The following is a 24414-nucleotide window of genomic DNA, read 5'->3' as shown; positions in this document are numbered from 1 at the left end:
CGCGATCTGGCACAACCGCACCACAGGCCAACCAATCACCCGCTCACTGATCGCCTACGACCACTGACCGACCCACATCGGAACTACTCGTCTAGGGCCCGGGTGGAAGACGGGCGGCCGCGGGCCCGCTCACCTGTGGGCCTACGCCCAGAGCTGGCCGTGCAGCGCGGCGACGGCCTCTTCCGTGGAGGCGGCGGTGTAGATGCCGGTGGACAGGTACTTCCAGCCGCCGTCGGCGACCACGAAGACGATGTCCGCCCGCTCGCCGGCCTGCTCGGCCTTGCGTGCCACGCCGAGTGCCGCGTGCAGCGCCGCGCCGGTGGAGACCCCGGCGAAGATGCCCTCCTCGGACAGGAGTTCACGGGTGCGGCGGACCGCGTCCTGCGAGCCGACCGAGAAGCGGGTGGTCAGCACCGACTCGTCGTACAGCTCGGGCACGAAGCCCTCGTCGAGGTTGCGCAGGCCGTAGACGACGTCGTCGTAGCGCGGCTCGGCGGCCACGATGGCGACGCCGGGCACCTTCTCCCGCAGGTAGCGGCCGACGCCCATCAGGGTGCCGGTGGTGCCCAGGCCCGCCACGAAGTGGGTGATGGTGGGCAGGTCGGCGAGGATCTCCGGGCCGGTGGTGGCGTAGTGCGCGCCGGGGTTCGCCGCGTTTCCGTACTGGTAGAGCATCACCCAGTCGGGGTGCTCGGCGGCCAGCTCCTTCGCGACCCGCACCGCGGTGTTGGAGCCGCCGGCCGCGGGCGAGGAGATGATCTCCGCGCCCCACATGGCCAGCAGCTCGCGCCGCTCGGAGGAGGTGTTCTCGGGCATCACGCAGACGATCCGGTAGCCCTTGAGGCGGGCCGCCATCGCCAGCGAGATGCCGGTGTTGCCGGAGGTCGGCTCCAGGATGGTGCAGCCGGGGGTGAGCACGCCCTCCGCCTCGGCCCGCTCGATCATGTGCAGCGCCGGGCGGTCCTTGACCGAGCCGGTGGGGTTGCGGTCCTCCAGCTTCGCCCAGACGCTCACCTGCTCCGACGGCGACAGCCGGGGCAGGCGCACCAGCGGAGTGTTGCCGACCGCGGCCAGCGGGCTGTCGTACCGCATCAGCGTCGGCCGGCCGGCGCGGCCGCGGTGCGCGCGGCCGGGTCGGGGGCGCCCGAGCCGCCGGCCACGGCAGGCAGGATCGTCACGCTGTCGCCGTCGGCGACCTTGGTGGCGATGCCGTCGAGGAAGCGGACGTCCTCGTCGTTGAGGTACACGTTCACGAAGCGGCGCAGCTCGCCGCCGTCCACGACGCGGTCGCGCAGACCCGCGTGGCGGGAGTCGAGGTCGGTGAACAGCTCGTCGAGCGTGGTCCCGGCACCCGGCACGGCCTTCTGGCCGTCGGTGTACGTGCGGAGGATGGTCGGGATGCGGACCTCGATGGCCATGACTGCGCTCCTGTGAGTACGGACGAAGCTGGGTGGGTGGCGCCGGTCTGGAGCCGGGGTGGTTCCGTGCGGGCCGTGCGGGTGCGGTGCCGGACGGCGACGAGCGGTGTGCCGCCCGGGCGGCGGGCGCGCTCAGGCGCGCGGACACGCCGCGCTGGTACGGCGGCACAGGTCGACGTGCAGCCGCGCCACGAGCAGCGCGCCGGGCGCCGTGTCGCTCATGAGTCGCTCACACCGAGGAGAACCATGGGGTCATCGTATCGATTCCCTTGCCCCGTCCGGCTGGTCCGTCCCAGTATCCGGAAGCTCACGACGTGGAAGGCACTACTTCGACCGGTTCTTCGGTGACCTGGCCGTCCACGATGCGGAACGAGCGGAACTGGAACTCCTCCGCGGTGGAGACCAGTACGTAGTGCGCGCCGGGCTCGTTGGCGTAGGAGATGTCGGTACGGGAGGGGTACGCCTCGGTGGCGGTGTGCGAGTGGTAGACGATCACCGGCTCCTCGTCGCGGTCGTCCATGTCGCGGTAGAGCCTGAGCAGGTCGGTGGAGTCGAACTCGTAGAACGTCGGCGAGCGGGCCGCGTTCAGCATCGGCACGAACCGCTCGGGGCGGCCGCTGCCCTCCGGCCCCGCCACGATCCCGCACGCCTCGTCGGGGTGGTCGGCGCGGGCGTGGGCCACGATCGCGTCGTACAGGTCCTGGGTGATGGTGAGCATGCGGGAAAAGTAACAGGGGCCGGCCCGGCCGCTACACCGCCGGGGTGCCCGGAAGTCCGCCGGACTCCCCCGCCGCCGGGTCCACCGCCGGGTCCACCGCGCTGCCCGCTCCCGGGTCCACCGCCGGGTCCGGCGGCGGCAGGTGCGGGCGGCGGGCGAACGCCGCCGGGTCGCGCCGCTTGAGCACCCGGTAGCCGGCGCCGAGCAGCGCCGCCCACAGCGGCACCCCGTACAGCGACACCCGGGCGTCGGAGTCGAGGCCGATCAGCACCACGACCAGGGCGAGGAAGGCCAGCGCGCTCCAGCTGGCGGCCGCTCCCCCGGGGGCGGTGAACCACGCGGGCGCGGCCTGCCCGGCGCGTACGGCGGCGCGGTAGCGGATGTGCGCGGCCAGGATCACCGCCCAGGTCCACACCGCGGCCACCGTGGCGAACGCGGTGATGTAGGTGAACGCCCCTTCGGGGTCCACGTAGTTGATCCACACCCCGATGCACATCACGGCCACCGAGGCGAGCGTGCCGAGCGCCGGGGTGCGGCGGGCGGTGAGCCGGTCGAAGGCGCGCGGGCCCTGCCCGTTGGCGGCCAGGTCGCGCAGCATGCGGCCGGTGGAGTACATGCCGGAGTTGCAGGACGACAGCGCGGCGGTGAGCACCACGAAGTTGACCACGCCGGCGCCGAACGGGATGCCGATCTTCGCGAAGGCGGCCACGAACGGGCTGACCCCCGGCTGGAACTCCGTCCACGGCACCACGCACAGGATCACCGTGAGCGCGCCGACGTAGAACAGCACGATCCGCCACGGCAGCGTGTTGATCGCCTTGGGCAGGGTCCTGCGCGGGTCGCGGGCCTCGCCCGCGGTGACCCCGACGAGCTCGACCGCGAGGTAGGCGAACATCACCATCTGCAAGGTCAGCAGCGAGTGGCCGACCCCGTTGGGGAAGAAGCCGCCGTCCCGCCACAGGTGGCCGACCGACGCGGTGTGCCCGGCGGCGGAGACCCCGAGGGTGAGCACGGCGACGCCGATCAGGATCATCCCGAGGATCGCGGTGACCTTGACCGTCGACAGCCAGAACTCGATCTCGCCGAAGAGCCGCACCGACACCAGGTTGGCGGTGGCCAGCAGCAGCAGGAACACCAGCGCGGCGGTCCACTGCGGCACCCCCGGCCACCAGTAGTTGACGTAGGTGGCCGCGGCGGTGACCTCGGCCATGCCGGTGACCACCCACATCAGCCAGTACGTCCAGCCGGTGACGTAGCCGGTGAACGGGCCGAGGAACTCCCGGGCGTAGTCGGCGAAGGAGCCGGAGACCGGGCGGTAGGTGAGCAGTTCGCCGAGCGCGCGCATGATGCAGAAGATGACGGCGCCGGCGACGGCGTACATCAGCAGCAGGCTGGGGCCGGCCCGGTGGATCGCGCTGCCGGCGCCCAGGAACAGGCCGGTGCCGATGGCGCCGCCGATCGCGATCATCTGGATCTGCCGGCTGCCCAGCCCGCGGGTGTAGCCCTCCTCGCCGGTCGCCGGGCCGCCCGGCCCGCCCTCCGGGCCGTCCGACACGGGCCGCACGCGCGTTTCGTCCACCATGGGCGGATACGTACCCCGCGGCGGCGTCCGCGCGGCGGGTGGGACCGCTGCCGGTCCGCACGTCACCGGAAAGGGCGAAGGGTCAGCGCAGCAGCGTCTCGACCAGGCTCTCCTGCAGGCCGCCGAGCCACAGGTACGCCATGACCAGCGGCTTGCGGGGGTCGCCCTCCGGCAGGTGGTACAGCTCGTCGGCCTCGTCCTCGGTGACGCCGAGCCGGGTCCCTATGGTCAGCCGCAGGTCGTTGAGGGCGCCGAGCCACTGCCGGGCCTGGTCCTCGGTGAGCTTGAGCACCGGGCCGCCGGCGTCGAGCACGCGGATCATCGCCAGCGCGTCCTCGCGCTTGCGGGCCCGCAGGTCGTTCTCGGTGAAGCGGCGGAACTCCGAGGCGTCCTCGGTCTCCTCGTAGGCGTCGGGGAAGAGCCGGGCCAGCGCCGGGTCGTCCGGCGGCTTGGTGGGGCCCTCGGCGAAGAGCTGCGCGAGCGGGTCGTCGTCGGCGTCGGCCGGCTGGTCGCCCGGCCCGACCAGTTCCAGCAGCTGGACGGCGAGGCTGCGCAGGATCGAGATCTCCACCTCGTCCAGCGTGATGGTGGCGCCGCCGCCGCGGACCGGCTCGAAGGAGCCGGCACGGCCCCGTCGGCGCGCCATCAGCGGTCCTGCGACAGCGTCGCCCACAGGCCGTAGCCGTGCATCGCCTGCACGTCCCGCTCCATCTCCTCGCGCGTGCCGCTGGAGACCACGGCCCGGCCCTTGTAGTGGACGTCCTTCATCAGCTTGGTGGCCTTGCCCTTCGAGTACCCGAAGTACGTCTGGAAGACATACGTCACGTAGCTCATGAGGTTGACGGGGTCGTTGTGCACGAGGGTCACCCAGGGCACGTCCGGCTCGGGGACCACCGAAGGGGCCTCGCTGGACTCGGTGCGCTCGATCTCGGCAGGTGCGACGCTGCACATCGGGGTCCCCCCGGCCGGAGGCTGGGGGAGCGTCCTCGCAGGGACGGTCAGAGACGGGTGGGCACTCACAGGTTCCATGCTGCCGCTCCGTGGGGCCGTCGCACAAATGGGCGTGTGAGGGGGCACACACCCCGCGACATCTCGTCAGTTTGACGAAATGCGGGGTAGCATCGTCGCCATGAGCACAGCAGACCTGGCACTGCCGGTGGACGTGCCGTCCACCGCGCTGTTCACCGACCGGTACGAGTTCACCATGCTCCAGGCGGCCCTCAGCAGCGGCGCCGCGCACCGCCGGTCGGTCTTCGAGGCGTTCACCCGGCGACTGCCGGAGGGGCGGCGGTACGGCGTCGTGGCCGGCACCGGCCGGGTGCTGGACGCGGTGGAGAACTTCCGCTTCGACGCACCCGTGCTGGAGTTCCTCGAACGGGAGAAGGTGGTGGACGCGGCGACCCTGAAGTGGCTGGCCGACTACCGCTTCACCGGCGACATCTGGGGCTACCCCGAGGGCGAGGTGTACTTCCCCGGCTCGCCGATCCTGCGGGTGGAGGGCAGCTTCGCCGAGGCGGTGCTGCTGGAGACGGTGATCCTGTCGATCCTCAACCACGACTCGGCGATCGCCGCGGCCGCCTCCCGGATGGCGGTGGCGGCCGGCGGGCGGCCGCTGATGGAGATGGGCGCCCGGCGCACCCACGAGCTGGCCGCGGTGGCCGCCTCGCGGGCCGCCTACGTCGGCGGGTTCCGCTCCTCCTCCAACCTCGCCGCGGGCTTCCGCTACGGCCTGCCCACCATCGGCACCAGCGCGCACGCCTTCACGCTGCTGCACGACACCGAGCGGGACGCCTTCACCGCCCAGGTCGAATCCCTCGGCCGCTCCACCACGCTGCTGGTCGACACCTACGACCTGACCGAGGCGGTGCGCACCGCCGTGGAGGTGGCCGGGCCCGAGCTGGGCGCGGTGCGGATCGACTCCGGGGACCTGCTGCTGCTCGCCCACCGGGTGCGGCAGCAACTGGACGACCTCGGCGCGAAGGACACCCGGATCGTGGTCACCTCCGACCTCGACGAGTACGCCATCGCGTCGCTGGCCGCGGCCCCCGTGGACGCGTACGGGGTCGGCACGTCGCTGGTGACCGGCAGCGGGCAGCCCACCTGCGCCATGGTCTACAAGCTGGTCGCCCGCGCGTCGGTGCCGGACCGGGCCGACGCGCCGCTCACGCCCGTCGCCAAGAAGGCGCTCGGCGGGAAGACCAGCGTCGGCGGCCGGAAGTGGGCCGCCCGGCGGCTGGACGCCGACGGGGTCGCCGAGGCCGAGGTGATCGGCAGCGGGCCGGTCCCCGCGGAGCTGGCGGACCGGCAGTTGCTGGTCCCGCTGGTGCGCAACGGCAAGGTGGTGGGGCGCGAGCCGCTCGACGCGGCCCGCACCCGGCACATCGCCGCGCGGGCCGGGCTGCCGCTCTCCGCGACCCAGCTTTCCCGTGGCGAGCCGGTGCTCCCCACGGAGACCCTGTAGGGCCCCGCCCGTCCCCGCCCCGGCCCTCCCGGAGCCGGGGCAGGGGCGCCGTCGCGGAAGACGTTCACCGATCAGGGGCGCGGCGGGGGTGAACGACTCCCGGACAGGCGCCCCGGGCCTGGTTGGCGCGGGGCTTCCGCAATACGCTCGGTAGTCCGGAACGGTGAACCCTCGGAGAGACCATGCACCGCGCACTGATCGTCGTCGACGTGCAGAACGACTTCTGCGAGGGCGGCAGCCTCGCGGTGGAGGGAGGCGCGGACGTGGCCGCGGCGGTCACGGACCTGATCGGCCAGTCCGCCGGGACGTACCGGCACATCGTGGCGACCAGGGACCACCATGTGGACCCGGGCGGCCACTTCTCGGACCACCCGGACTTCGTGACGTCGTGGCCGCCGCACTGCGTCGCGGGCACCGAGGGCGTCGGGTTCCACCCGAACTTCGCGCCGGCGGTGGCGTCGGGCGCGGTGGACGCCGTGTTCGACAAGGGCTCCTACGCGGCGGCGTACAGCGGCTTCGAGGGCGAGAACGAGAACGGCACCGCCCTGGCCGAGTGGCTGCGCGAGCGGGAGGTCACCGAGGTGGACGTGGTGGGGATCGCCACCGACCACTGCGTACGGGCCACCGCGCTGGACTCGGCCCGCGAGGGCTTCAGGACGCGGGTGCTGCTGGACCTGACCGCGGGGGTGGCCGCGGACACCACCCGGCAGGCGCTCGTCCGGCTGCGGGAGGCCGGCGTGGAGCTGCGCGGCGAGCCGGCGGCTACGGGCGGGGCGTGACCCGGTTCAGCGCGGAGATGGGGTGCCAGGGGTCGCCGCCCCGGGCCCGGTACTCGCGCCAGACCAGGCCGTCCGGGTGGTGGAGCACCGCGGAGACCTCGTCGGGGGTGGGCGGCTCGGCGTTGCCGGACAGCCGCGCACCGCGAAAGCCCAGGTTGCTGAGGCGGGTCAGGGCGCGCTGGCGGTTCAGGGCGTGCACGACCACCCGCACGGTCAGCTCGGGACACGCCGGGTGCGGCAGGCCGAGCGCCACCACGACCGTGCCGCCCGGGAGCTTGATGAAACCTCCGACCGCCATGTGCACATCTTGTGCGCATCGGCCGCCGCCCACCAGGGGACGGCGGCCGAACGTCGCATCAGTGCAGGTCAGACCGGCGAATGTGACGCATGTTACCGGTGTGACGGGCTGACCTGGACCGTCATGGTGCTCCCGTCGAGCGCCTGGCTGAGGATGGTCAGCCGGGTGTTGGTGTCGGGGACCTTGACGCTGCCGTACGGGTTGTTCGCGTACCAGTACGTTCCGTAGTGGTCGTCGAAGGCCGGGCTGCCGAGCTTCGCCGGGATGCGCTTGGCGACGCCGTCGTTGTGCAGGGTGAACCCGGCGGACGGGTACCAGCTGAACGCCGAGTCGTAGGCCTGGACCCGGTTGCGGATGACCGTGCCGTCGGTGAACGTCTCCGGCTTGGCGTGCGCGTCGACCGGCAGGATCTCACCGCTGCCGGGGTGCGCGCCCACGTTGTTGTCGGGCTGCGAGGTGTCCCACAGCCACACCAGCAGGCCGGTCTGGTACGGGTAGTGCTCGACCCAGTCGGGCCGGGTGCTGGTCCAGCCGAAGTTGTACGGGCCGGTCTTCAGCGTGGTGTCGTACGAGGTGTACTGCCGGTTCTCGGCGACGTAGTACTCCGGGTAGTCCTTGCTGAAGGACGCGCCGATCCGGGAGAACCCGTCGGCGCTCCAGCCGTTGTCGTCGGTCTCGGCGCCGTCGGTGAGCAGCGTCTTGCCGTCGGCGGTGACGGTGATCGCGTCGGCCGCGAAGCCCTGCTGGGCGACGCCGCCGTCGGTGGCGTAGCGGAACCGGAGCTGGATCTGCTTGCCCGCGTAGGCGTCGAGCGGGAAGGACAGGTCCTCGTACGCGCCGGAGGTGCCGGTCAGGGCCGGCCGGTCGCTGCCGTCGCGCGGGACGGCCTTGCCGTTCGCGGTGCCGTCGAGCGCGGTCCAGTTCGCGCCGCCGTCGGTGGAGACCTCGGTGTAGAGGAAGTCGTAGTTCTGCTCGATGTCCCACCAGCCCTTGAGGCCGAGCGAGGCGCTGGACGCGCCGGTGAGGTCGACGGTGCGGGTCAGGGTGTTGGACAGGTCGTCGCCCATGCCGCTCCACCACTGCTTGTCGCCCTCCGCGGGCGTGGTGATGGTGGTGGTGACGGACTTGTCGGGGAGCTGGACCACCAGCGCCTGCTTGTCCTTGGTGTTGTACTCGGCGACGCCCAGCTTGGTGGTGGAGCGGGTGGCGGCCTTGGCGGTGCCGTAGTTCAGCCAGCCGAGCTGGAGCTTGTCCCAGGCGCTCATGTCGTCGGGCAGGTCCCCGATCGCGTCCTTCCCGGTGCCCATCCAGGACCCGGAGGACATCAGCGTCCAGAACGCGGTGTTGTTCTCGCCGACGTACGAGGTGTCGTACTCGTCGGGCAGGCCGAGGTCGTGGCCGTACTCGTGGGCGAAGACGCCCAGCCCGCCGTTCTCCGGCTGGAGGGTGTAGTCGCCGACCCAGATGCCGGTGTCGCCGATCTCGGTGCCGCCGGCCTTGTTCCCGGTGGGCCCGGACTTCCCGGCGTCGCTGCCGTAGGCGTACCAGCGGTGCGCCCACAGCGCGTCGGTGCCCTGCACGCCGCCGCCGGCCGACTGGTCCTCGCCGGCGTGCACGATCTGGAAGTGGTCGATGTAGCCGTCCGGCTCGTTGAAGTTCCCGTCGCCGTCGTAGTCGTAGCGGTCCCACTGGTCGTACGCCGCCAGGTCGGCCTTGATCTGCGCGTCGGTACGGCCCTGCGCCTTCTGGTCGGCGACGTAGGCGGTGGTGGCGTCGCGGATCAGGTCCCAGGCGTTGGAGCAGATCGTGGAGCCGCACCAGTCGGAGCCGTAACGGGCCTCGTTGTAGGGGACCTTGACCCAGTCGGTGACCTCGCCGTCGACCGAGTAGCGGCCGGAGGACTGCTTCTCGTAGTACTTCGCCAGCGACTCCTTGTCCTTGTCGTGCGAGAAGTACAGGTCCTGGAAGTGCTGCTGGTTGTAGTCCGCCTGCCAGGCGGTGCTGTTGTCCTGCGAACGGTCCGGCTGGGCGATGGTGTTGTGCGCCGGCCCGGGGTCGCCGCCGTACTTGGTGGTGGGCGGCTCGGGTCCGTCCGGGCCGTCCGGGTCGTAGGTGGTGGTGTCGTCCACCTGGTCGCCGAAGTCCACCAGGATGGTGAAGATCTTGTCGGTCTTCTCCCGGCCCAGCTCGACGTACTTGCTCTGCTTACCCTTGCCGTGGCCGAGTTGGACCACCTGCGAGCCGTCGCGCTGCTGGACGGTGGCGTCGCCGGAGACGACCTGCTGGAGGGCGGCGGAGTGCTCGGCCGCCTGCTGCTTGCTGAACGGGCCCGGCAGGTCGTGTGGTTCGCTCTGCGCGGGGTCGTGGCCGGCCGCCGGAGTCGCGGGGCTGCTGCTGTGGCCCGGGGTCGCCGCGGCCGCCCCGGTGGCGACCGCGGGGACACCGAGCACGGCTATCGCGACTGCCAGGGCGGCGCTTTGGCTGATCCAGTGCTGTCTTTTCAAGATCCTTGACCTCCCCTTGGGAAAGGCCATTGCACCGGAGCGGCGGAGGAAAAGACAGATCTTGACTTGAGCATGACGGCCGGTTAGGTTGGCCGATTCCCGGTGTCCACCATCCGCTGACCGGACGTCACCGCACCAACGGCCCCCCGGTGCACATGCGTTGAGGCATCGGTCACACGTGCGACCCCGTGCGCCCCCCTGTGCTCCGCACCGTCGGTAAGGTAATGCTTACCCGGGGGCGGGCCTGGGCATTCCGAACCGTAGAGTCACCCCCCGTCAGCATGCCCCCGCATCGACGTACTCCGAGGACGGTTCCCCTCATGCCACGTCCTACGAACGCGCAAGTCGCCTACGGTTCCACGACCGTCGTCCTGTTCACCCTCGCGGTCCTCCTGCTGGCGGACGTGCGCTCCGCCGGCGCGGTGGTCGCCGTCGCCGCGCTCGGGCTGCTGCTCGGCCTGCTGGTCGGCGCCGCGCTGAGCCCGGGCGGACGCAGGTCCGCCGCCATGGCCGCGCCCGCGGTGCCGGCGGCGGTGCCGCGGGCCCGGGTGAGCGGTTCGGTGCAGAGCGCCGAGGCGCGGGTGGGCGAGCACTCACTCCAGTAGGCGCTGTCGCTCCGACGTCCCGGGGCACCAGGCACGCCCGGGACGCACGTCACGTCACAAGGCGGCCACGACCACGGTCTTGGCCGCCTTGTCGTGCAGGCACTGCCGGAAGGGCCGGTCCCAGGTGCACCACAGCGAGTTGACGAACCAGAAGAACGGGCCGATCAGGATCACGCTCAGCACCGCGGGCAGGACGTAGACCGCGGCGCGCAGCCAGCCGGCCGGGCCGGGCACCCCGCCGTCGACCAGCCGGGCCGCGCGGATGCGCAGCGCCATCTTGCCGACGGTCTGGCCGCGGGCGGCGGTCATGGCGCCCTCGATCACGAAGTACAGCAGGTAGGCGACGACCGCGACCAGCGCGCGCTTGCCGAGCGCCCCGTCGGTGCCGTGCCGGATGTCGTCGCCCATCGCGGCCAAGGAGACCAGGACCACCACGGCGAGGAGGATCACCGTGTCGATCAACCGTGCGAGGAAGCGCTGACCCAAGGTGGCCAGCGGTGCCATGCCCTCGGGGTGTTCTGCCGTCATGACCCTGAGTAAACCAGCCGTTCGGGTGACGGCACACCCCCCGGGTTGACGGGTTCCGCCCCTTCGGGAACCACCTGACCGGTGGGTGGTTGCTCGCCCCTGAGGAGGTGCGGCTCCTTCCGCGGGACGGAGCGTCAGGGTGCCGTCTGGACGACCACCGTCTTCGCCGCCTTGTCGTGGATGCCCTGCTTGTAGGGGCGGTCGACGAGGACGGTCGCGCCGATGACGAGGAACCACACGCAGGAGCAGCAGAACGCGGGCACCCACAGGATGGCCGCGCGGACCGCGGCGGCGTTGGAGGTGGGCACGCTGCCGTTCTCGAGCATGGCGGTCCGCAGCCGCATCATCTTCTTGCCGACGGTCTGCCCGCTCGCTCGGGTCATCAGGAACTCGTAGACGAAACCGAATCCGGCGGTGAAGATCCCGCCGACCGCGGAGCGGCCCGTGCTGAAGTGGCTGTCCTGGACCCCGACGGCCGCCCAGTCCAGCAGGAACGCGGGGATGAGCACGATGATGATGTCGATGATCCGCGCCAGCACCCGCTTGCCGGCCTCGGCGAGCGGCGGCATCCCGGCGAGCGGGTCGGGGCCACCCGGACCGCCCGAGTACGGGTTCTGGCCGTAGGGGTTCTGCTCGTACGGGTTCTGGCCGAAGCCGCCCTGACCGCCCTGACCTCCCGGGCCGCCGGGCGGCGGGGCACCGTACGGACCGCCGCCGTACGGGCTGCCGGGCGGGGGCTGGTTCGGCGGGGGCTGGCCGCCTGACGGTTTGTCGTAGGGTGAGCCGCCGCCGGGCTGATCGCTACTCATGTCCCGAGTCAAACCCGCACGGTGCGTCACCGCCCGTGGGCGGCAGCCGATCGGAGTACGGCGCCGGGCGGGCGCACGGCCCCGGGCGGGCGGCCCGGGACGGTTACCCGCGGGCCACGAACGTGCGGGCCGCCTTGTCGTGCCAGCACTGCTTCCACGGCCGGTCGAACAGGCACCAGGCCACCCCGACCACGCCGACCACCAGCAGGTTCAGCACGGTCCGCAGCAGCCAGCGGCGCACGCTCGCGCCGAAGCCGGGCGGGAGTTGCGCCTCGATGTCCAGCACCCTCAGGCCGACCAGCCGCTTGCCGAGGGTCCGTCCCCACCTGGCGGTGGGCAGCACTTCGAGCAGCACCCCGGCGACGAGGAACGTGGCCAGTACGACGCCGAGTTGGACCCCGGTGGTGCCGTCGATCAGCCAGACCTTGACCGTCTCCCCGGTCAGCCGGGCCTGGTCCACCTTGTCCTTGGCGTGGTGATAGGCCGCGGTGCCCAGCGGCACCGCGGCGACCCCGGTCACCGCGGCCAGCACCACCGCGTCCACCAGCCGCGCCAGGAACCGGCGGACCAGACCGCCGGGCCGGTCCTGGCCCTGCGAGACGCCGAACGGGTCGCTGGCCGGCGGTCGCCACGGCACGACCCCGCCCTCACCGCGGGCCAGGTCCTGCACCTGCGCGGCCCACGGCGGGGACGCCTGCGCGGCGGCCTCGGGCGCGGGCGCGGGCGCCGGCACCAGGGGCGACGGCTGCGGCGCGGGCCGAGGGTGCAGCGGGGGCTGAGCCTGGAGCGGCGGCTGCTGACCGGCCGGGGCGGAACCGGCGGCGGGCAGCGACTGGCGCTCCTGCGGCCGCGGCAGCGCGGGCTGCGGCGCGCGGTCGGCGGCCGGGGCGGGGCCGGGCGCGGGAGCCGGAGACGGCGCCGGGGACTGCGGCTGGGGCTGGGCCGGGGTCTGGGGCTGGGCCGGGGCGCCCCAGGAGATCGGGGGCAGTTGCGGTTCCGGCCGGGCCTGCGGCACGGGCCAGGACGGCGCCGGGTCCTGGGCGAGGTGCGCCCGCGGGTCGGGCGCCGGCCGCCACTGCTCGGGCGGCGGTGCCGGCACCTGCTCCTGGCTGGCGGTGGGCCAGTGGTCGGCGGTGGGCGCGGCGGGGTCCTCGTCGAGGAACATCGGGCCGGACTCGTCGAGCGCGGGCGCACCGCTCGCCGCGGCGCGGCCGGGAGGGGCCTCGTCCACCGGCTCGACGCGGCCGGGAGGGGCCTCGTCCACCGGCGCGGGACGGCTGGTGCCCGGCACCCACGCGGAGCCGTTCCAGTAGCGGATGTAGTGCGGGATCGAGGGGTCCGGGTAGTACCCCGGCACCGGGGCGCCGGACCCACCCGCGGAAGCGGACGGCTGGGAGGACGCCGACGAACCTGAGGAGCCAGAAGTGGGTGCGCTCATGGTCACAGTTCCGTATCTGCTCGGCCGCGGGGTGGTGTGACGTCCACATCTACCAGAATGGCCGACCCGGCGTGTCCACCGTGCCGCGCACTCCGCTCGCTGACGTCTCGTGGACACGTCATTACCCCGATGCGCCGTCGTGCGCTCCGGGTTCAGGAAATCTGAACCGAATCGGGGAAACCCGCGTAATGGTTGAGGAGGCACGCGCTCTCTTCCAGGTGCGGGCCCCGTTGCGACACCCGCCCCCGGGGCCACCGCGCCAAGGAAAGGACGTCGGACTCATGCAGAACGTGGTGGAACGCGAACTCGAGATGCAGCTCGTACTCTCACCGGAACGAAGCATTCCGGTGCCGGCCCGGCTCGCCTACCGTACGGACGACCCGTACGCGGTGCACATCACCTTCCACGTCGGCTCCGACGCGCCCGTCAACTGGACGTTCGCGCGCGAGCTGATCGTGGAGGGGGTGTTCCGGCCGTGCGGGCACGGCGATGTGCGGATCTGGCCGACCAAGGTCAACGGGCGCAGCGTGCTGTGCATGGCGCTCAGCTCGCCCGACGGCGACGCGCTGCTGGAGGCGCCGTCGTCGCCGGTGGCCGCCTGGCTGGAGCGCACCCTGCGGGTGGTCCCGCCGGGCAGCGAGCACGAACAGCTCGGCATGGACGACGGGTTGAGCCGGCTGCTCGCCCCCGCGGCCGGGGACGAGCTGTGGCTGCGCGACCCGTGGTCGGACTCCGACGACACCCCGGACGCCAGTGCCTAGTGCCGTGGCCGGGCGCGGTCAGAGCACCTTGCCGGGGTTGAGCAGCCCGAGCGGGTCGAAGACCGCCTTGACGCCGCGCTGCAACTCCGTCCCCACCGGGCCCAGTTCGCGGGCGAGCCAGTCCTTCTTCAGCAGGCCCACGCCGTGCTCGCCGGTGATGGTGCCGCCCAGCGAGAGGCCGAGGGCCATGATCGCCTCGAAGGACTCGTGCGCCCGGCGGGTCTGGTCGGGGTCCTGCGCGTCGAAGCAGACGATGGGGTGGGTGTTGCCGTCGCCGGCGTGCGCGCACACCCCGATGGTCAGCTCGAACTTCGCGGCGATCGCGGCCACTCCGTCGAGCATGTCGGCGAGCTTCGCGCGCGGCACGCACACGTCGTCGATCATCGAGGCGGTGGAGATCCGCTCCAGCGCGGGCAGCGCCAGCCGGCGGGCCTCCAGCAGCATCTCCGACTCGGCGGGGTCGTCGGCCGGCACCACCTCGGTGGCGCCCGCCGCCGTGCACAGTTCGGCGAGCGCGGCGAGGTCCGCGGCCGGGTCGGCGGAGTCGTACCCGGCGAGCAGGAGCGCCTCGGTGCTCTCCGGCAGGCCCATCCGCGCCATGTCGTTGACCGCGCGGATGGTGGTGGCGTCCATCAGTTCCAGCAGCGAGGGGGCGTGGCCGCTCTCCATGACCGCGCACACCGCGGCGCCGGCCGCCGCGGCCGACGGGAACTCCGCGACCAGGGTGAGCTGCGGGCGCGGGGCGGGCTTCAGCGCGAGCACCGCCTTGACCACCACGCCGAGGGTGCCCTCGGAGCCGACGAAGAGCCGGGTCAGGTCGTAGCCGGCGACGCCCTTCGCGGTGCGCCGGCCGGTGCTCAGCAGCCGCCCGTCGGCGAGCACGACGTCGAGGCCGAGGACGTACTCCGCGGTCACGCCGTACTTCACGCAGCACAGGCCGCCGGCGCCGGTGCCGATGTTGCCGCCGATCGTGCACTGTTCCCAACTCGAGGGGTCCGGCGGGTAGGACAGGCCCTGCTCCGCGACCGCGCGGGACAGCACCGCGTTGACGACGCCGGGTTCCACGACGGCGATCCGCTCGACCGGGTCGATCTCCAGGATGCGGTCCATCGCGGTCAGCGACAGCACGATGCAGCCGTCCACGGCGTTGGCGCCGCCGGACAGGCCCGTGCGGGCGCCTTGCGGTACCACCGGGACGCCGAACCTCGTGGCCGTCCGCATCACGTGCTGGACCTCTTCCACGGACCTGGGGCGCACCACGAAGTCCGGGGTACCCACGTCCGAGAAGCTCGCCATGTCGTGGGCGTACGACGCCACCACGTCCGGATCTGTGAGTATCGCTTCCGCGGGCAGCCCCGCCGCCAGCTCGGCTTTCACGTCGTCGCGCATGCCGTCAGCGTGTCATACGGCTCCGCCGTTGTGGAGTGCGGTCCGCTCCCCGAAAGCGGGGTCACCCCCAAGGGGCGCGGGGTACCTCGCGAGCAACCGCCCACCGGCGGGTGGTTCCGGAACCGACGGAACCACCCGCCCTGGAGGGTCCGCTACAGGTTGCCGCGTCGTTCCTGCTCGCGCTCGATCGCTTCGAAGAGCGCCTTGAAGTTGCCCTTGCCGAACCCCATGGAGCCGTGCCGCTCGATCATCTCGAAGAAGACGGTCGGCCGGTCCTGCACCGGCTTCGTGAAGATCTGCAGCAGGTAGCCGTCCTCGTCGCGGTCGGCGAGCAGCTTCAGTTCGCGCAGCTCGTCGAGCGGGACGCGGGTCTCGCCGACCCACTCGCCGAGGGTGTCGTAGTAGGAGTCGGGGGTGTCGAGGAACTCGACGCCCGCGGCGCGCATGGCCCGGACGGACGCGACGATGTCGTTGGTGGCCAGCGCGATGTGCTGGACGCCCGGCCCGCCGTAGAACTCCAGGTACTCGTCGATCTGGGACTTCTTCTTGCCCGCGGCCGGCTCGTTGAGCGGGAACTTGACCTTGCGGGAGCCGTCGGCGACCACCTTGGACATCAGGGCGGAGTACTCGGTGGCGATGTCGTCGCCGACGAACTCCTTCATGTTGGTGAAGCCCATGACGTTGTTGTAGAAGGCGACCCACTCGTTCATCCGGCCGAGTTCGACGTTGCCGACGCAGTGGTCGACGGCCTGGAAGAAGCGGCGGGTGGGCGGCTCGACGATGGGCTCGGTGGCCTGGTACCCGGGCAGGTAGGGGCCGTCGTAGCCGGTGCGGTCGACCAGGGTGTGCCGGGTCTCGCCGTAGGTGGCGATGGTGGCGAGCACGACGGTGCCGTGGTCGTCCTTCAGCTCGTACGGCTCGGTGACGCCGGTGGCGCCGTGCGCGACCGCGTAGGCGTACGCGGCGCGGGCGTCGGGCACCTCGATGGCGAGGTCGAACACGCCGTCGCCGTGCGCGGCCACGTGGTCGGCGAGGAAGCGGCCGTGCTCGCTGACCGGCTTGATCACCGAGGTGAGGACGAAGCGGGCGCCACCCGACTCCAGGACGTACGAGGCGGTCTCGCGGCTGCCGTTCTCGGGGCCGGCGTAGGCCACCTTGCGCATGCCGAACGCGGTGGAGTAGTAGTGCGCGGCCTGCTTCGCGTTGCCCACCGCGAAGACGACGGCGTCCATGCCCTTGACGGGGAAAGCATCCGGGGTCCCAGTGAGTGCAGTCATGGGAAAAGCGTCCCGCCGCCCTTCAGAGTGCGCAATAGTTCCGGTTTTCGCTGGACAGAGTGTTCAGCAGTGGCCAGGCTCGTATCGTCAATCTGTACAGGATGACCATGGAAGGCGGGCGGGGATGGGGATCGACGCGCTGGACGGGCGGCTGATCACACTGCTGGACCGGGAGCCGCGGATCGGCGTGCTGGAGGCGTCGCGGCGGCTGGGGGTGGCGCGCGGCACCGTGCAGGCGAGGCTCGACCGGCTGCGGGCCAACGGAGTGATCCGCGGCTTCGGACCTCAGGTGGACCCGGCGGCGCTCGGCTACCCGGTGACGGCGTTCGCCACGTTGGAGATCCGGCAGGGCCAAGGCGCGGACGTGCGCGCGCATTTGGCCGGGGTGCCGGAAGTGCTGGAGCTGCACACCACGACCGGCGAGGGCGACATGCTCTGCCGGCTGGTGGCCCGGTCGAACGCCGATCTCCAGCGGGTGATCGATCGGGTTGTCGGCTTTGATGGCATCGTCCGGGCCGCCACGGCGATCGTCATGGAGAACCCGGTGCCGCTGCGGATCATCCCGCTGGTGGAGCAGGCCGCGCGGGACACCTGACGAGCCGCGCGAGGCGCGGGACGCGAGGCGACGGGAGGAGGCCGGCGGTGAGCTTCTGGCAGTTCCTGTCCAGCCGGCACCAGCAGCTCCTCGTCGACGCCTACCAGCACGCCAGCGCGGTCTTCCAGTGCATGGTGATCGCCACCGTGATCGGCGTGCTGATCGGGGTGCTCACCTACCGCACCGAGTGGGCCGGCAACCTCGCGATCACCACGACCGCGGCGATCCTCACCGTCCCCTCCCTGGCGCTGATCGGTCTGCTGATCCCGATCCTCGGCCTGGGCGTCCCGCCGACGGTGACGTCCCTGGTGCTGTACGGGCTGCTGCCGATCGTGCGCAACTCGATCGTGGGCCTGCGCGGGGTGGACGCCTCGCTGGTGGAGGCTGCCCGCGGCATCGGCATGTCCCGGCTGGCGCGGCTGGTGCGGGTGGAACTGCCGCTGGCCTGGCCGCCGATCCTCACCGGTATCCGGGTCTCCACGCAGATGCTGATGGGCATCGCCGCGATCGCCGCGTACGCCTCGGGGCCGGGCCTGGGCAACGAGATCTTCACCGGCATCGCGTCGCTGGGCAGCGCCAACGCGCTCAACGAGGTGCTGGCGGGCACCCTCGGCATCATCGTGCTGGCGCTGGCCTTCGACGCGGTCTACGTCCTGATCGGCCGGCTGACCATCCCGAGGGGGATTCGTGGCTGAGGCAGCGGAGCCGGCACGGGCGAAGGACGGCGGCGGGGCCCTGGAGGGCGCCGGGGCGCTCGGCGGCGGACAGGCGCCCGGCGGCGGACTGGCGTCGGGCGCCCCGATCGTGCTGGAGAACCTGACCAAGCGCTATCCGGGCAACCCGCGGCCCGCCGTGGAGAGCGTGAGCATGGAGATCAAGGCCGGCGAGACGGTGATCCTGGTCGGGCCGTCCGGCTGCGGCAAGTCCACCACGCTGAAGATGATCAACCGGCTGATCGAGCCGTCGTCCGGGCGGATCAGGATCGGCGACGAGGACGTCACCGGGATCGACCCGGTGAAGCTACGCCGCAAGGTCGGCTACGCGATCCAGTCCTCCGGGCTCTTCCCGCACATGACGGTCGCCGAGAACATCGCGCTGGTGCCGAAGATGGTCGGGTGGGGCAAGAGCCGGGTGCGGGACCGGGTGGAGGAGATGCTCGACCTGGTCGGCCTGGACCCGCGGGAGTTCCACGGCCGCTACCCGCGGCAGCTGTCCGGCGGCCAGCAGCAACGGGTCGGCGTGGCGCGGGCGCTGGCCGCCGACCCGCCGGTGCTGCTGATGGACGAGCCGTTCGGCGCGGTGGACCCGATCACCCGCGACCACCTCCAGGACGAGCTGATCCGGCTCCAGCACGAGCTGCACAAGACCATCGTCTTCGTCACGCACGACTTCGACGAGGCGATCAAGCTGGGCGACCGGATCGCGGTGCTGCGCGAGCGCTCGCACATCGCGCAGTTCGACACCCCGGAGGCGATCCTCACCAACCCGGCCGACGAGTTCGTCTCCGGCTTCGTGGGCGCGGGCGCGGCGCTGAAGCGGCTGAACCTGACCCGGGTGCGGGACGTGGAGATCGCCGACTTCGCCGCGGTGACCGTGGACGAGCCGTTGCAGTCCATCTTCGACCGGCTGCGCACCAGCCAGCACAACGAACTGCTGCTGCTGGACCACCGCCGGCGGCCGTACAAGTGGCTGCGGCGCGGCGACCTGATGCGCGCCCGGGGCTCGCTGGCCCGCTCCGGCACCCTGGTGACGCACACGGTGACCCGGGACGCGACGCTGCGGGACGCGCTGGAGGCGGTGCTCACCGACAGCGGCGGGCGGGTCGCGGTGACGGGCCGGCGCGGCGAGTACATCGGGGTGGTGGACATGGAGACCCTGATGAACTCGGTGCACGAGATGCTGGAGGCGGACCGGCTGACCGCGATGGAGCACCGTCACGACCTGGAGGAGGTCAGGGCGCGGCAGGAGCAGGGCGGCCAGTCGCCGGGCCCGGACGCGGAGCCGCCGTCATGACCGGGGTCCGCCCCGGCGAGCAGAGCGGGGGCGTCGGGCGCGGCGGGCGCGGCGGGTCGAGCCGTTGGGACGAGGCGCGCGGGGCCGCCGGGCCCGGGCCGCACGGCACGGACGCGGACGCCGGTATCGACGGAGCCGGGGGCGACGGCGGGGAGGGCGCGGACGGCGGCGGGGGCGGGCGGTCGCGCCGGCCCACCCGCAAGGTGACCTGGCGGATGCTGGTGTTCCGCCCGGCCGTCCTGGTGATCGCGCTGGTCGCCACCTACCTGTGGATCACCAACATCCACCTGGACGCGATCGAGCACAACTCGCTCGACAACGGCAACGTGCAGCTGCGGCTGTGGCAGCACATCCGGCTCACCGCGATCTCCACCTTCTGGGTGCTGCTGATCGCGATCCCGCTGGGCATCGCGCTGACCCGGCGCCGACTGCGGCCGGTCGCACCGGTGTTCACCGCGCTGGCCAACATCGGCCAGGCCACCCCGGCGATCGGGCTGCTGGCGCTGCTGGTGATCTGGCTGGGCATCGGCGCGCGGACCGCGATCATCGGCATCGTCGCCTACGCGGTGCTGCCGGTGCTGTCGAACACGGTCGCCGGGCTGCGGGCGATCGACCCGACGATGGTGGAGGCCGCCCGCGGCATCGGGATGTCGGCGCCGGGGGTGCTGGCCCGGGTCGAACTGCCGCTGGCGGTACCGCTGATCCTGGCCGGGGTGCGCACCGCGCTGGTGCTCAACGTCGGCACCGCGACGCTGGCCACCTTCGGGGGCGGCGGCGGGCTCGGCGACCTGATCACGTCGGGGATCGTCAACCAGCGCATGCCGGTGCTGATCCTCGGCTCGATCCTGACGGTGGCGCTGGCGCTGTTCGTGGACTGGCTCGCCGCGATCGCGGAGGCGCTGCTGCGGCCGCGCGGGCTGGGGGCGGAGACGTGAGGCGGGCCGGAGGCGGGCGAGGGGCCGGGGGCGGGCGAGGGGCCGGGGGCACGGGCCGGACCGCGACCGCCGGGCGGCGCGGCGGACGTACGGCGAGCCGGCGGACGGCGCCGGGCCGGCGGACGCTGCTCGCCGGGACCGCGGCCCTCACCGCGCTGGCCGCGCTCGCCGTGCTCTCCTCGTGCGGCCTGACCAGTGGCAGCCCGCTGGTGGACAACGTGCAGCCGGGCACGCTCGGCCGCGGCAAACCGCTCAAGGGCGCCTCGCTCACCGTCACGTCGAAGAACTTCAGCGAGAACATCATCCTCGGCGAGATGATCGGCCTGGTCTTCAAGGCGGCCGGCGCCTCCGTGCTGGACCGCACCAACATCACCGGGTCGATCGGCGCCCGCGAGGCGGTCAAGTCCGGCCAGGCCGACGCGATGTACGAGTACACCGGCACCGCCTGGATCACGTACCTCGGGCACACCACCCCGATCAAGAACCCGCACGCGCAGTGGCAGGCGGTGCACGACGAGGACCTGAAGAACGGCCTGACCTGGCTGCCGCCGTCCACCCTCGACAACACCTACTCGCTGGCGATCAGCGCGAAGAACGAGGCGAAGTACCACCTCAGGACGCTCTCCGAGGTGGCCGCACTGGCCCGCAAGGACCCCAAGGCCGTCACACTCTGCGTGGAGAACGAGTTCGCCTCCCGGCAGGACGGGCTGGTGGGCATGGAGAAGGCGTACGGCATGAACCTGCCGTCAGGGAACATCCAGAAGATGGACGCCGGGATCATCTACACCCAGATCAACAAGAGCAACTCCTGCCTGCTGGGCGAGGTGTACACCACCGACGGCCGGATCAAGTCCATGAACCTGACGGTGATGAAGGACGACCGGAACTTCTTCCCCAACTACAACGCGGCGCCGGTGATCTACTCCAAGGCGTTCCGCAAGCACCCGGTGATCGCGAAGCTGCTCGACCCGGTCAGTGCCAAGCTCGACACCGCGGTCGCGCAGCAGCTCAACGCGAAGGTGGACGTGGACGGCCAGGACCCGCACGACGTGGCGAAGGACTGGCTGGTCAAGGAGGGCTTCATCAAGGAGGGGTGAACCGGGGCGGGACGGCACGGGCCGGTCGGGCCCGGGGGAGGGTGCAAAGAATTTTTGCAAAAGAGTCTTGCAAAGGTTCTTTGCACTCCCCTACGGTAGGGACGTGCCCAAGAAGCCCGCGGACGAGATCCGCCACCAAGCCCCCGCCGACGAGGTCCGCGTCATGGACCCGCGCGCCCTGCGCGCCCTCGCCCACCCGCTGCGGATGCGGATCATGGCCGCGCTGCGCGAGTACGGTCCCGCCACCGCCTCCGGGCTCGGCGACCGGCTCGGCGAGTCCAGCGGGGCCACCAGCTACCACCTGCGGCAACTCGCCGCGCACGGCTTCGTGGAGGACGACCCGAAGCGCGGCACCGGCCGCGAGCGGTGGTGGAAGGCGGTGCACCGGGGCACCCGGTTCGACAGCACCGAGGACTTCCTCGCCCACCCGGACCCCGAAGTGCGCGGCGCGATGCGCTCGTTCATGCACCAGATCGCCGTGGAGCACGCGGAGCAGCTCACCGGCTGGCTCGGCACCTCGGACGAATGGCCCGAGCCCTGGCGGGAGTCGGGGAACCTGAGCAGCTTCACCCTGCGGCTGACCCATGAACTCGCCACGGAGCTGAGCCAGCGGGTGGAGGAGCTGATCGGGTCCTACCGCGACCGGGTGCCGGAGCCGCCCGAGGACGAGCACCCGCGCAGCCCCGCGGCCGACGGCTCGGCGAGCGTCCGCATCCACTTTCATGCTTTCCCGCGCCGCGTCGACTGAGCAGGCCGCACCACCCGATCTCCTGACCGACCGGGCACCGTAGAACCGGCGCCACCCGCACCGCAACGCCCATACCGCTCATCGCACTCACGGGGGGACCCGCCATGAGTTCATCAGCCATGCCCGCTTCCGGCTCGCCGACCGCTCCCGGGACGCCGGTTCGTCCCAGGGACCGCCGCCCGCTCCTGCTGCTGCTCACCGCCAACGTCGTCTCCGTCGCGGGCAACATGCTCACGCTGGTCGCCATCCCGTGGTTCGTGCTCTCCACCACCGGCAGCCCGGCCCGCGCCGGACTGGTCGCCTTCGCCTCGACGGTGCCGGTGATCCTGGCGGCGCTGCTGGGCGGCCCGCTGATCGACCGGCTCGGCTACACCGTGACCAGCGTCGTCTCCGACGGGGTGTGCGCGCTGGCGGTGGTCGCGGTACCCGTGCTGCACGCGACCGGGCACCTGACGTACGGCCTGCTGCTGGTCCTGGTCGCCGTCAGCGGCCTGTTCCACTCCCCCGGCGAGACCGCCCGCGAGGTGCTGATGCCGCGGCTGGCCGAACGCGCGGGCACCACGGTGGCGCGGGCGTCGAGCGGATACGAGGGCGCCTCGCGCGGGGCGCGGATGCTGGGCGCGCCGCTGGCGGGTGTGCTGATCGCGGGAATAGGCGCGGCGAACGTCCTGGTGCTGGACGCCGGCACCTTCGCGGTGTCCGCGCTGCTGATCGGCCTGGGCGTGCACGAGCGGACCCGGCGGTCGGAGCGGACCGCGGCGCCGAAGCCCGCCAAGGCCGACAAGGGCGGCAAGGGCGGCAAGGGGTCGGCGCTCGCCGCGTACCGGGCCGAACTTGCCGAGGGGTACCGCTACCTGGTCCGTGCCCGGCTGCTGTTCTCGGTGGTGGCGATGGTGATGGTGACCAACGCGCTGGACCAGGCGTGGTCGTCGGTGCTGCTGCCGGTGGAGGCGCGCGAGCACCTGGGCGGATCGGTCGGCATCGGGATGGTCTCCGGCGTCTTCGCCGCGACCGCGCTCACCGGGTCGCTGCTGTTCGGGGCGATCGGGCACCGGTTCTCGCAACGCGCCCTGTTCATCGGCGGCTTCCTGGTCTGCGGCTTCCCGCGCACGGCGGTGGCCGCGTTCCTCCCCGGACTGACGCCGCTGCTGATCGTCTCCGCGGTGTGCGGGCTGGGCGCCGGGGTGCTCAACCCGATCATCGGCACCGAGATGGTGCGGCTGATCCCCGAGCGGCTGCGCAGCCGGGTCTTCGGCGCGGTGACCTCGGGCGTGCTGGTCGCGGTGCCGCTGGGCGGCCTGCTCGGCGGGTACATCGTGCAGTACGCCGGGCTGCGCACCGGGATGGTGACGGTCAGCGCGATCTACCTGGTGACCACGCTGAGCCCGTTCGTCCTGCCCGCCTTCCGGGCCTGGGACACGGCCGGGGACCTGGCCACCGAGGAAGCGCGGCAGCCGGTCGGCGCGGGGGCGTAGGGAGACGTCAGGAAGGCGTAGGGGCGCTCGTCCCGCTCGTCCGGGGCCGCGGGCCCGTCCGGAGCCGTACCGGCCCGGGCGGGCCCGCTGTCAGCAGGTGGGGGTCTTCTGGCCGGCGCGCAGGGCGGACAGCGCGGACAGCGTGTTGTCCAGGGTGGTGACGGGGATCAGCTTGAGGCCGCCGGGCAGCGCGGCCTTGGCGTCGGAGCACTCGCCGCGCGGCACGATGAAGACGGTGGCGCCGTCCCGGACGGCGGCCTTCTCCTTCAACGGCACGCCGCCGACCGCGCCGACCTTGCCGGAGCCGTCGATGGTGCCGGTGCCGGCGATCACCCGGCCGCCGGTCAGGTCGCCGCCGTGGCCGTCGCCGTCGACCTTGTCGATGATGCCGAGGGTGAAGAGCAGACCGGCGCTCGGGCCGCCCACGTCGGCCAGGCGCAGCGTGACCTTCACCTTCGACGGTGACAGGCCCAGGTGCTTCAGGGCGGCGGTGGTGGCGTCCTGCTGGGAGTCGGTCATCTCCTTCTCGTTGGCCTTCTGGATCTCCGCGACCGAGTTGCCGCTGGGGTAGACCGAGTCGCGCGGCATCGCGGCCTTGTCCGAGCTGAACCACGCCTTCGCGACGTCCGAGAAGTGCACCGAGGCGTTCGGGGCCGTGGCCGCCACGGTCACCAGGCGGAGCTGGCCGCTGGTCGGCCGCGTTTTCGCTCCGCTCACCGTGATCACCGGGGTGCCCTTGTCGGCGCCCAGCACGTTCGCCGTCAGCCCGGGCAGCACGATGGACATGGGGAGGGGGGCGAGGGCGGCGACGGCCAGCAGCGCGACCACGATCGCGCCGCACACGGCGAGGGTCAGGGTGCGGCGGGATACGGCAGGCATGCGCCGAGCTTAACGGGTCCGCCCGGGCCGCCCGCCTGCGGATGTGCCCGGACCTTGCGGTGCGCGGGTGGCTGGTCGCGCAGTTCCCCGCGCCCCTTGGTGGGT

Annotated in this window: 26 protein-coding genes; 11 read left to right on the top strand and 15 right to left on the bottom strand. The window is 72.2% G+C overall.

The features are described 5' to 3' along the window. Positions 1 to 141: 141 nt before the first annotated feature. The 7 genes from AB0399_RS25890 to clpS all read right to left on the bottom strand — a co-directional run bounded on the left by AB0399_RS25890 (position 142) and on the right by clpS (position 4669). Entirely contained in the window at positions 142 to 1092 is a 951-nt protein-coding gene (locus tag AB0399_RS25890; RefSeq protein ID WP_328464529.1) for a cysteine synthase, read from the bottom strand. Beyond that, positions 1092 to 1418: a MoaD/ThiS family protein gene (locus AB0399_RS25885; protein ID WP_329369103.1), complete on the bottom strand. Its 327-nt coding sequence runs from the start codon at positions 1416 to 1418 to the stop codon at positions 1092 to 1094. Before AB0399_RS25885 ends, AB0399_RS25890 begins: the two co-directional genes overlap by 1 nt. 132 nt (positions 1419 to 1550) lie before the next feature. Continuing rightward, positions 1551 to 1640 (bottom strand): putative leader peptide, encoded by a 90-nt coding sequence (locus tag AB0399_RS25880; RefSeq protein WP_328464533.1) that lies wholly within the window; start codon positions 1638 to 1640, stop codon positions 1551 to 1553. Positions 1641 to 1725: 85 nt separating this feature from the next. After that, a complete protein-coding gene (locus tag AB0399_RS25875) occupies positions 1726 to 2136 on the bottom strand; it encodes a M67 family metallopeptidase (protein ID WP_328464535.1) in 411 nt (136 codons plus the stop codon). Positions 2137 to 2167: 31 nt separating this feature from the next. Continuing rightward, a complete protein-coding gene (locus AB0399_RS25870; protein ID WP_366412956.1) occupies positions 2168 to 3715 on the bottom strand; it encodes an amino acid permease in 1548 nt (515 codons plus the stop codon). Positions 3716 to 3800: 85 nt separating this feature from the next. Then, positions 3801 to 4364 (bottom strand): DUF2017 domain-containing protein, encoded by a 564-nt coding sequence (locus AB0399_RS25865; RefSeq protein WP_329369101.1) that lies wholly within the window; start codon positions 4362 to 4364, stop codon positions 3801 to 3803. Continuing rightward, the gene (gene clpS / locus AB0399_RS25860; protein ID WP_328464539.1) at positions 4364 to 4669 is read right to left on the bottom strand and encodes an ATP-dependent Clp protease adapter ClpS; all 306 of its coding nucleotides are present in this window, start codon (positions 4667 to 4669) and stop codon (positions 4364 to 4366) included. The genes AB0399_RS25865 and clpS overlap by 1 nt, the downstream gene beginning before the upstream one ends. 178 nt (positions 4670 to 4847) lie before the next feature. Between clpS and AB0399_RS25855 the strand changes: the two genes are divergently transcribed. Together AB0399_RS25855 and AB0399_RS25850 are read left to right on the top strand one after the other, a co-directional pair. Beyond that, the gene (locus AB0399_RS25855) at positions 4848 to 6179 is read left to right on the top strand and encodes a nicotinate phosphoribosyltransferase (protein WP_329369099.1); all 1332 of its coding nucleotides are present in this window, start codon (positions 4848 to 4850) and stop codon (positions 6177 to 6179) included. Between the two features lie 182 nt (positions 6180 to 6361). Continuing rightward, complete coding sequence (locus AB0399_RS25850) at positions 6362 to 6958, top strand: nicotinamidase (protein WP_366412955.1); 597 nt, start codon at positions 6362 to 6364, stop codon at positions 6956 to 6958. Here the strand turns inward: AB0399_RS25850 and AB0399_RS25845 are convergent. Both AB0399_RS25845 and AB0399_RS25840 read right to left on the bottom strand, forming a co-directional pair. Then, a complete protein-coding gene (locus AB0399_RS25845) occupies positions 6942 to 7256 on the bottom strand; it encodes a hypothetical protein (RefSeq protein WP_328464545.1) in 315 nt (104 codons plus the stop codon). The two genes, AB0399_RS25850 and AB0399_RS25845, sit on opposite strands and share 17 nt — an antisense overlap. Positions 7257 to 7348: 92 nt before the next feature. After that, complete coding sequence (locus tag AB0399_RS25840; protein WP_329369096.1) at positions 7349 to 9790, bottom strand: immune inhibitor A domain-containing protein; 2442 nt, start codon at positions 9788 to 9790, stop codon at positions 7349 to 7351. A 290-nt stretch (positions 9791 to 10080) separates the two neighbouring features. Here AB0399_RS25840 and AB0399_RS25835 point away from each other — a divergent pair, with 290 nt between their 5' ends. Beyond that, entirely contained in the window at positions 10081 to 10365 is a 285-nt protein-coding gene (locus AB0399_RS25835; protein ID WP_328464549.1) for a hypothetical protein, read from the top strand. A gap of 54 nt (positions 10366 to 10419) precedes the next feature. Here the strand turns inward: AB0399_RS25835 and AB0399_RS25830 are convergent, their stop codons facing one another. The 3 genes from AB0399_RS25830 to AB0399_RS25820 form a co-directional block, all read right to left on the bottom strand. After that, entirely contained in the window at positions 10420 to 10893 is a 474-nt protein-coding gene (locus AB0399_RS25830) for an RDD family protein (protein WP_329369092.1), read from the bottom strand. A gap of 134 nt (positions 10894 to 11027) precedes the next feature. Continuing rightward, entirely contained in the window at positions 11028 to 11702 is a 675-nt protein-coding gene (locus tag AB0399_RS25825; protein ID WP_329369090.1) for an RDD family protein, read from the bottom strand. A 103-nt stretch (positions 11703 to 11805) separates the two neighbouring features. Further along, positions 11806 to 13140, bottom strand: coding sequence for an RDD family protein (locus AB0399_RS25820; RefSeq protein ID WP_366412954.1), 1335 nt, complete (start codon positions 13138 to 13140; stop codon positions 11806 to 11808). Positions 13141 to 13421: 281 nt separating this feature from the next. Between AB0399_RS25820 and AB0399_RS25815 the strand changes: the two genes are divergently transcribed. Next, positions 13422 to 13901 (top strand): SsgA family sporulation/cell division regulator, encoded by a 480-nt coding sequence (locus AB0399_RS25815; RefSeq protein WP_328464557.1) that lies wholly within the window; start codon positions 13422 to 13424, stop codon positions 13899 to 13901. A gap of 18 nt (positions 13902 to 13919) precedes the next feature. On the opposite strand, the gene AB0399_RS25810 is transcribed toward AB0399_RS25815, so the two are convergent. Further along, positions 13920 to 15290: an FAD-linked oxidase C-terminal domain-containing protein gene (locus tag AB0399_RS25810; RefSeq protein ID WP_366412953.1), complete on the bottom strand. Its 1371-nt coding sequence runs from the start codon at positions 15288 to 15290 to the stop codon at positions 13920 to 13922. 152 nt (positions 15291 to 15442) lie between these two features. Next, positions 15443 to 16567 (bottom strand): 4-hydroxyphenylpyruvate dioxygenase, encoded by a 1125-nt coding sequence (gene hppD / locus AB0399_RS25805; RefSeq protein WP_366412952.1) that lies wholly within the window; start codon positions 16565 to 16567, stop codon positions 15443 to 15445. A 124-nt stretch (positions 16568 to 16691) separates the two neighbouring features. On the opposite strand from hppD, the gene AB0399_RS25800 reads away from it, so the two are divergent. From AB0399_RS25800 to AB0399_RS25770, 7 genes are all read left to right on the top strand, one after another. Beyond that, the gene (locus tag AB0399_RS25800) at positions 16692 to 17162 is read left to right on the top strand and encodes an Lrp/AsnC family transcriptional regulator (RefSeq protein ID WP_328464563.1); all 471 of its coding nucleotides are present in this window, start codon (positions 16692 to 16694) and stop codon (positions 17160 to 17162) included. A gap of 47 nt (positions 17163 to 17209) precedes the next feature. Then, positions 17210 to 17857 carry an ABC transporter permease gene (locus AB0399_RS25795; protein ID WP_329369081.1) on the top strand — a complete coding sequence of 216 codons (648 nt, stop codon included), beginning with the start codon at positions 17210 to 17212 and terminating at the stop codon, positions 17855 to 17857. A gap of 40 nt (positions 17858 to 17897) precedes the next feature. Continuing rightward, the gene (locus AB0399_RS25790; protein WP_329374266.1) at positions 17898 to 19175 is read left to right on the top strand and encodes a betaine/proline/choline family ABC transporter ATP-binding protein; all 1278 of its coding nucleotides are present in this window, start codon (positions 17898 to 17900) and stop codon (positions 19173 to 19175) included. Next, a complete protein-coding gene (locus AB0399_RS25785) occupies positions 19172 to 20110 on the top strand; it encodes an ABC transporter permease (RefSeq protein ID WP_366412951.1) in 939 nt (312 codons plus the stop codon). The genes AB0399_RS25790 and AB0399_RS25785 overlap by 4 nt, the downstream gene beginning before the upstream one ends. A 125-nt stretch (positions 20111 to 20235) precedes the next feature. Then, positions 20236 to 21207, top strand: a complete 972-nt coding sequence (locus AB0399_RS25780) for a glycine betaine ABC transporter substrate-binding protein (protein ID WP_329374265.1) — start codon at positions 20236 to 20238, stop codon at positions 21205 to 21207. 163 nt (positions 21208 to 21370) lie between these two features. Beyond that, on the top strand, positions 21371 to 21955 hold the full coding sequence (locus tag AB0399_RS25775) for a helix-turn-helix domain-containing protein (RefSeq protein WP_329374263.1): 585 nt from the start codon (positions 21371 to 21373) through the stop codon (positions 21953 to 21955). Positions 21956 to 22059: 104 nt separating this feature from the next. After that, positions 22060 to 23430: an MFS transporter gene (locus AB0399_RS25770; RefSeq protein WP_366412950.1), complete on the top strand. Its 1371-nt coding sequence runs from the start codon at positions 22060 to 22062 to the stop codon at positions 23428 to 23430. A gap of 90 nt (positions 23431 to 23520) precedes the next feature. On the opposite strand, the gene AB0399_RS25765 is transcribed toward AB0399_RS25770, so the two are convergent. After that, on the bottom strand, positions 23521 to 24309 hold the full coding sequence (locus tag AB0399_RS25765; protein ID WP_366412949.1) for a hypothetical protein: 789 nt from the start codon (positions 24307 to 24309) through the stop codon (positions 23521 to 23523). Positions 24310 to 24414: the final 105 nt, after the last annotated feature.

This window comes from Streptomyces sp. NPDC088194 (assembly GCF_040702025.1).
Taxonomy (GTDB): domain Bacteria; phylum Actinomycetota; class Actinomycetes; order Streptomycetales; family Streptomycetaceae; genus Actinacidiphila.
Note: the sequence above shows the minus strand (reverse complement) of the source record. Positions and strands in the feature narration are given on the sequence as shown.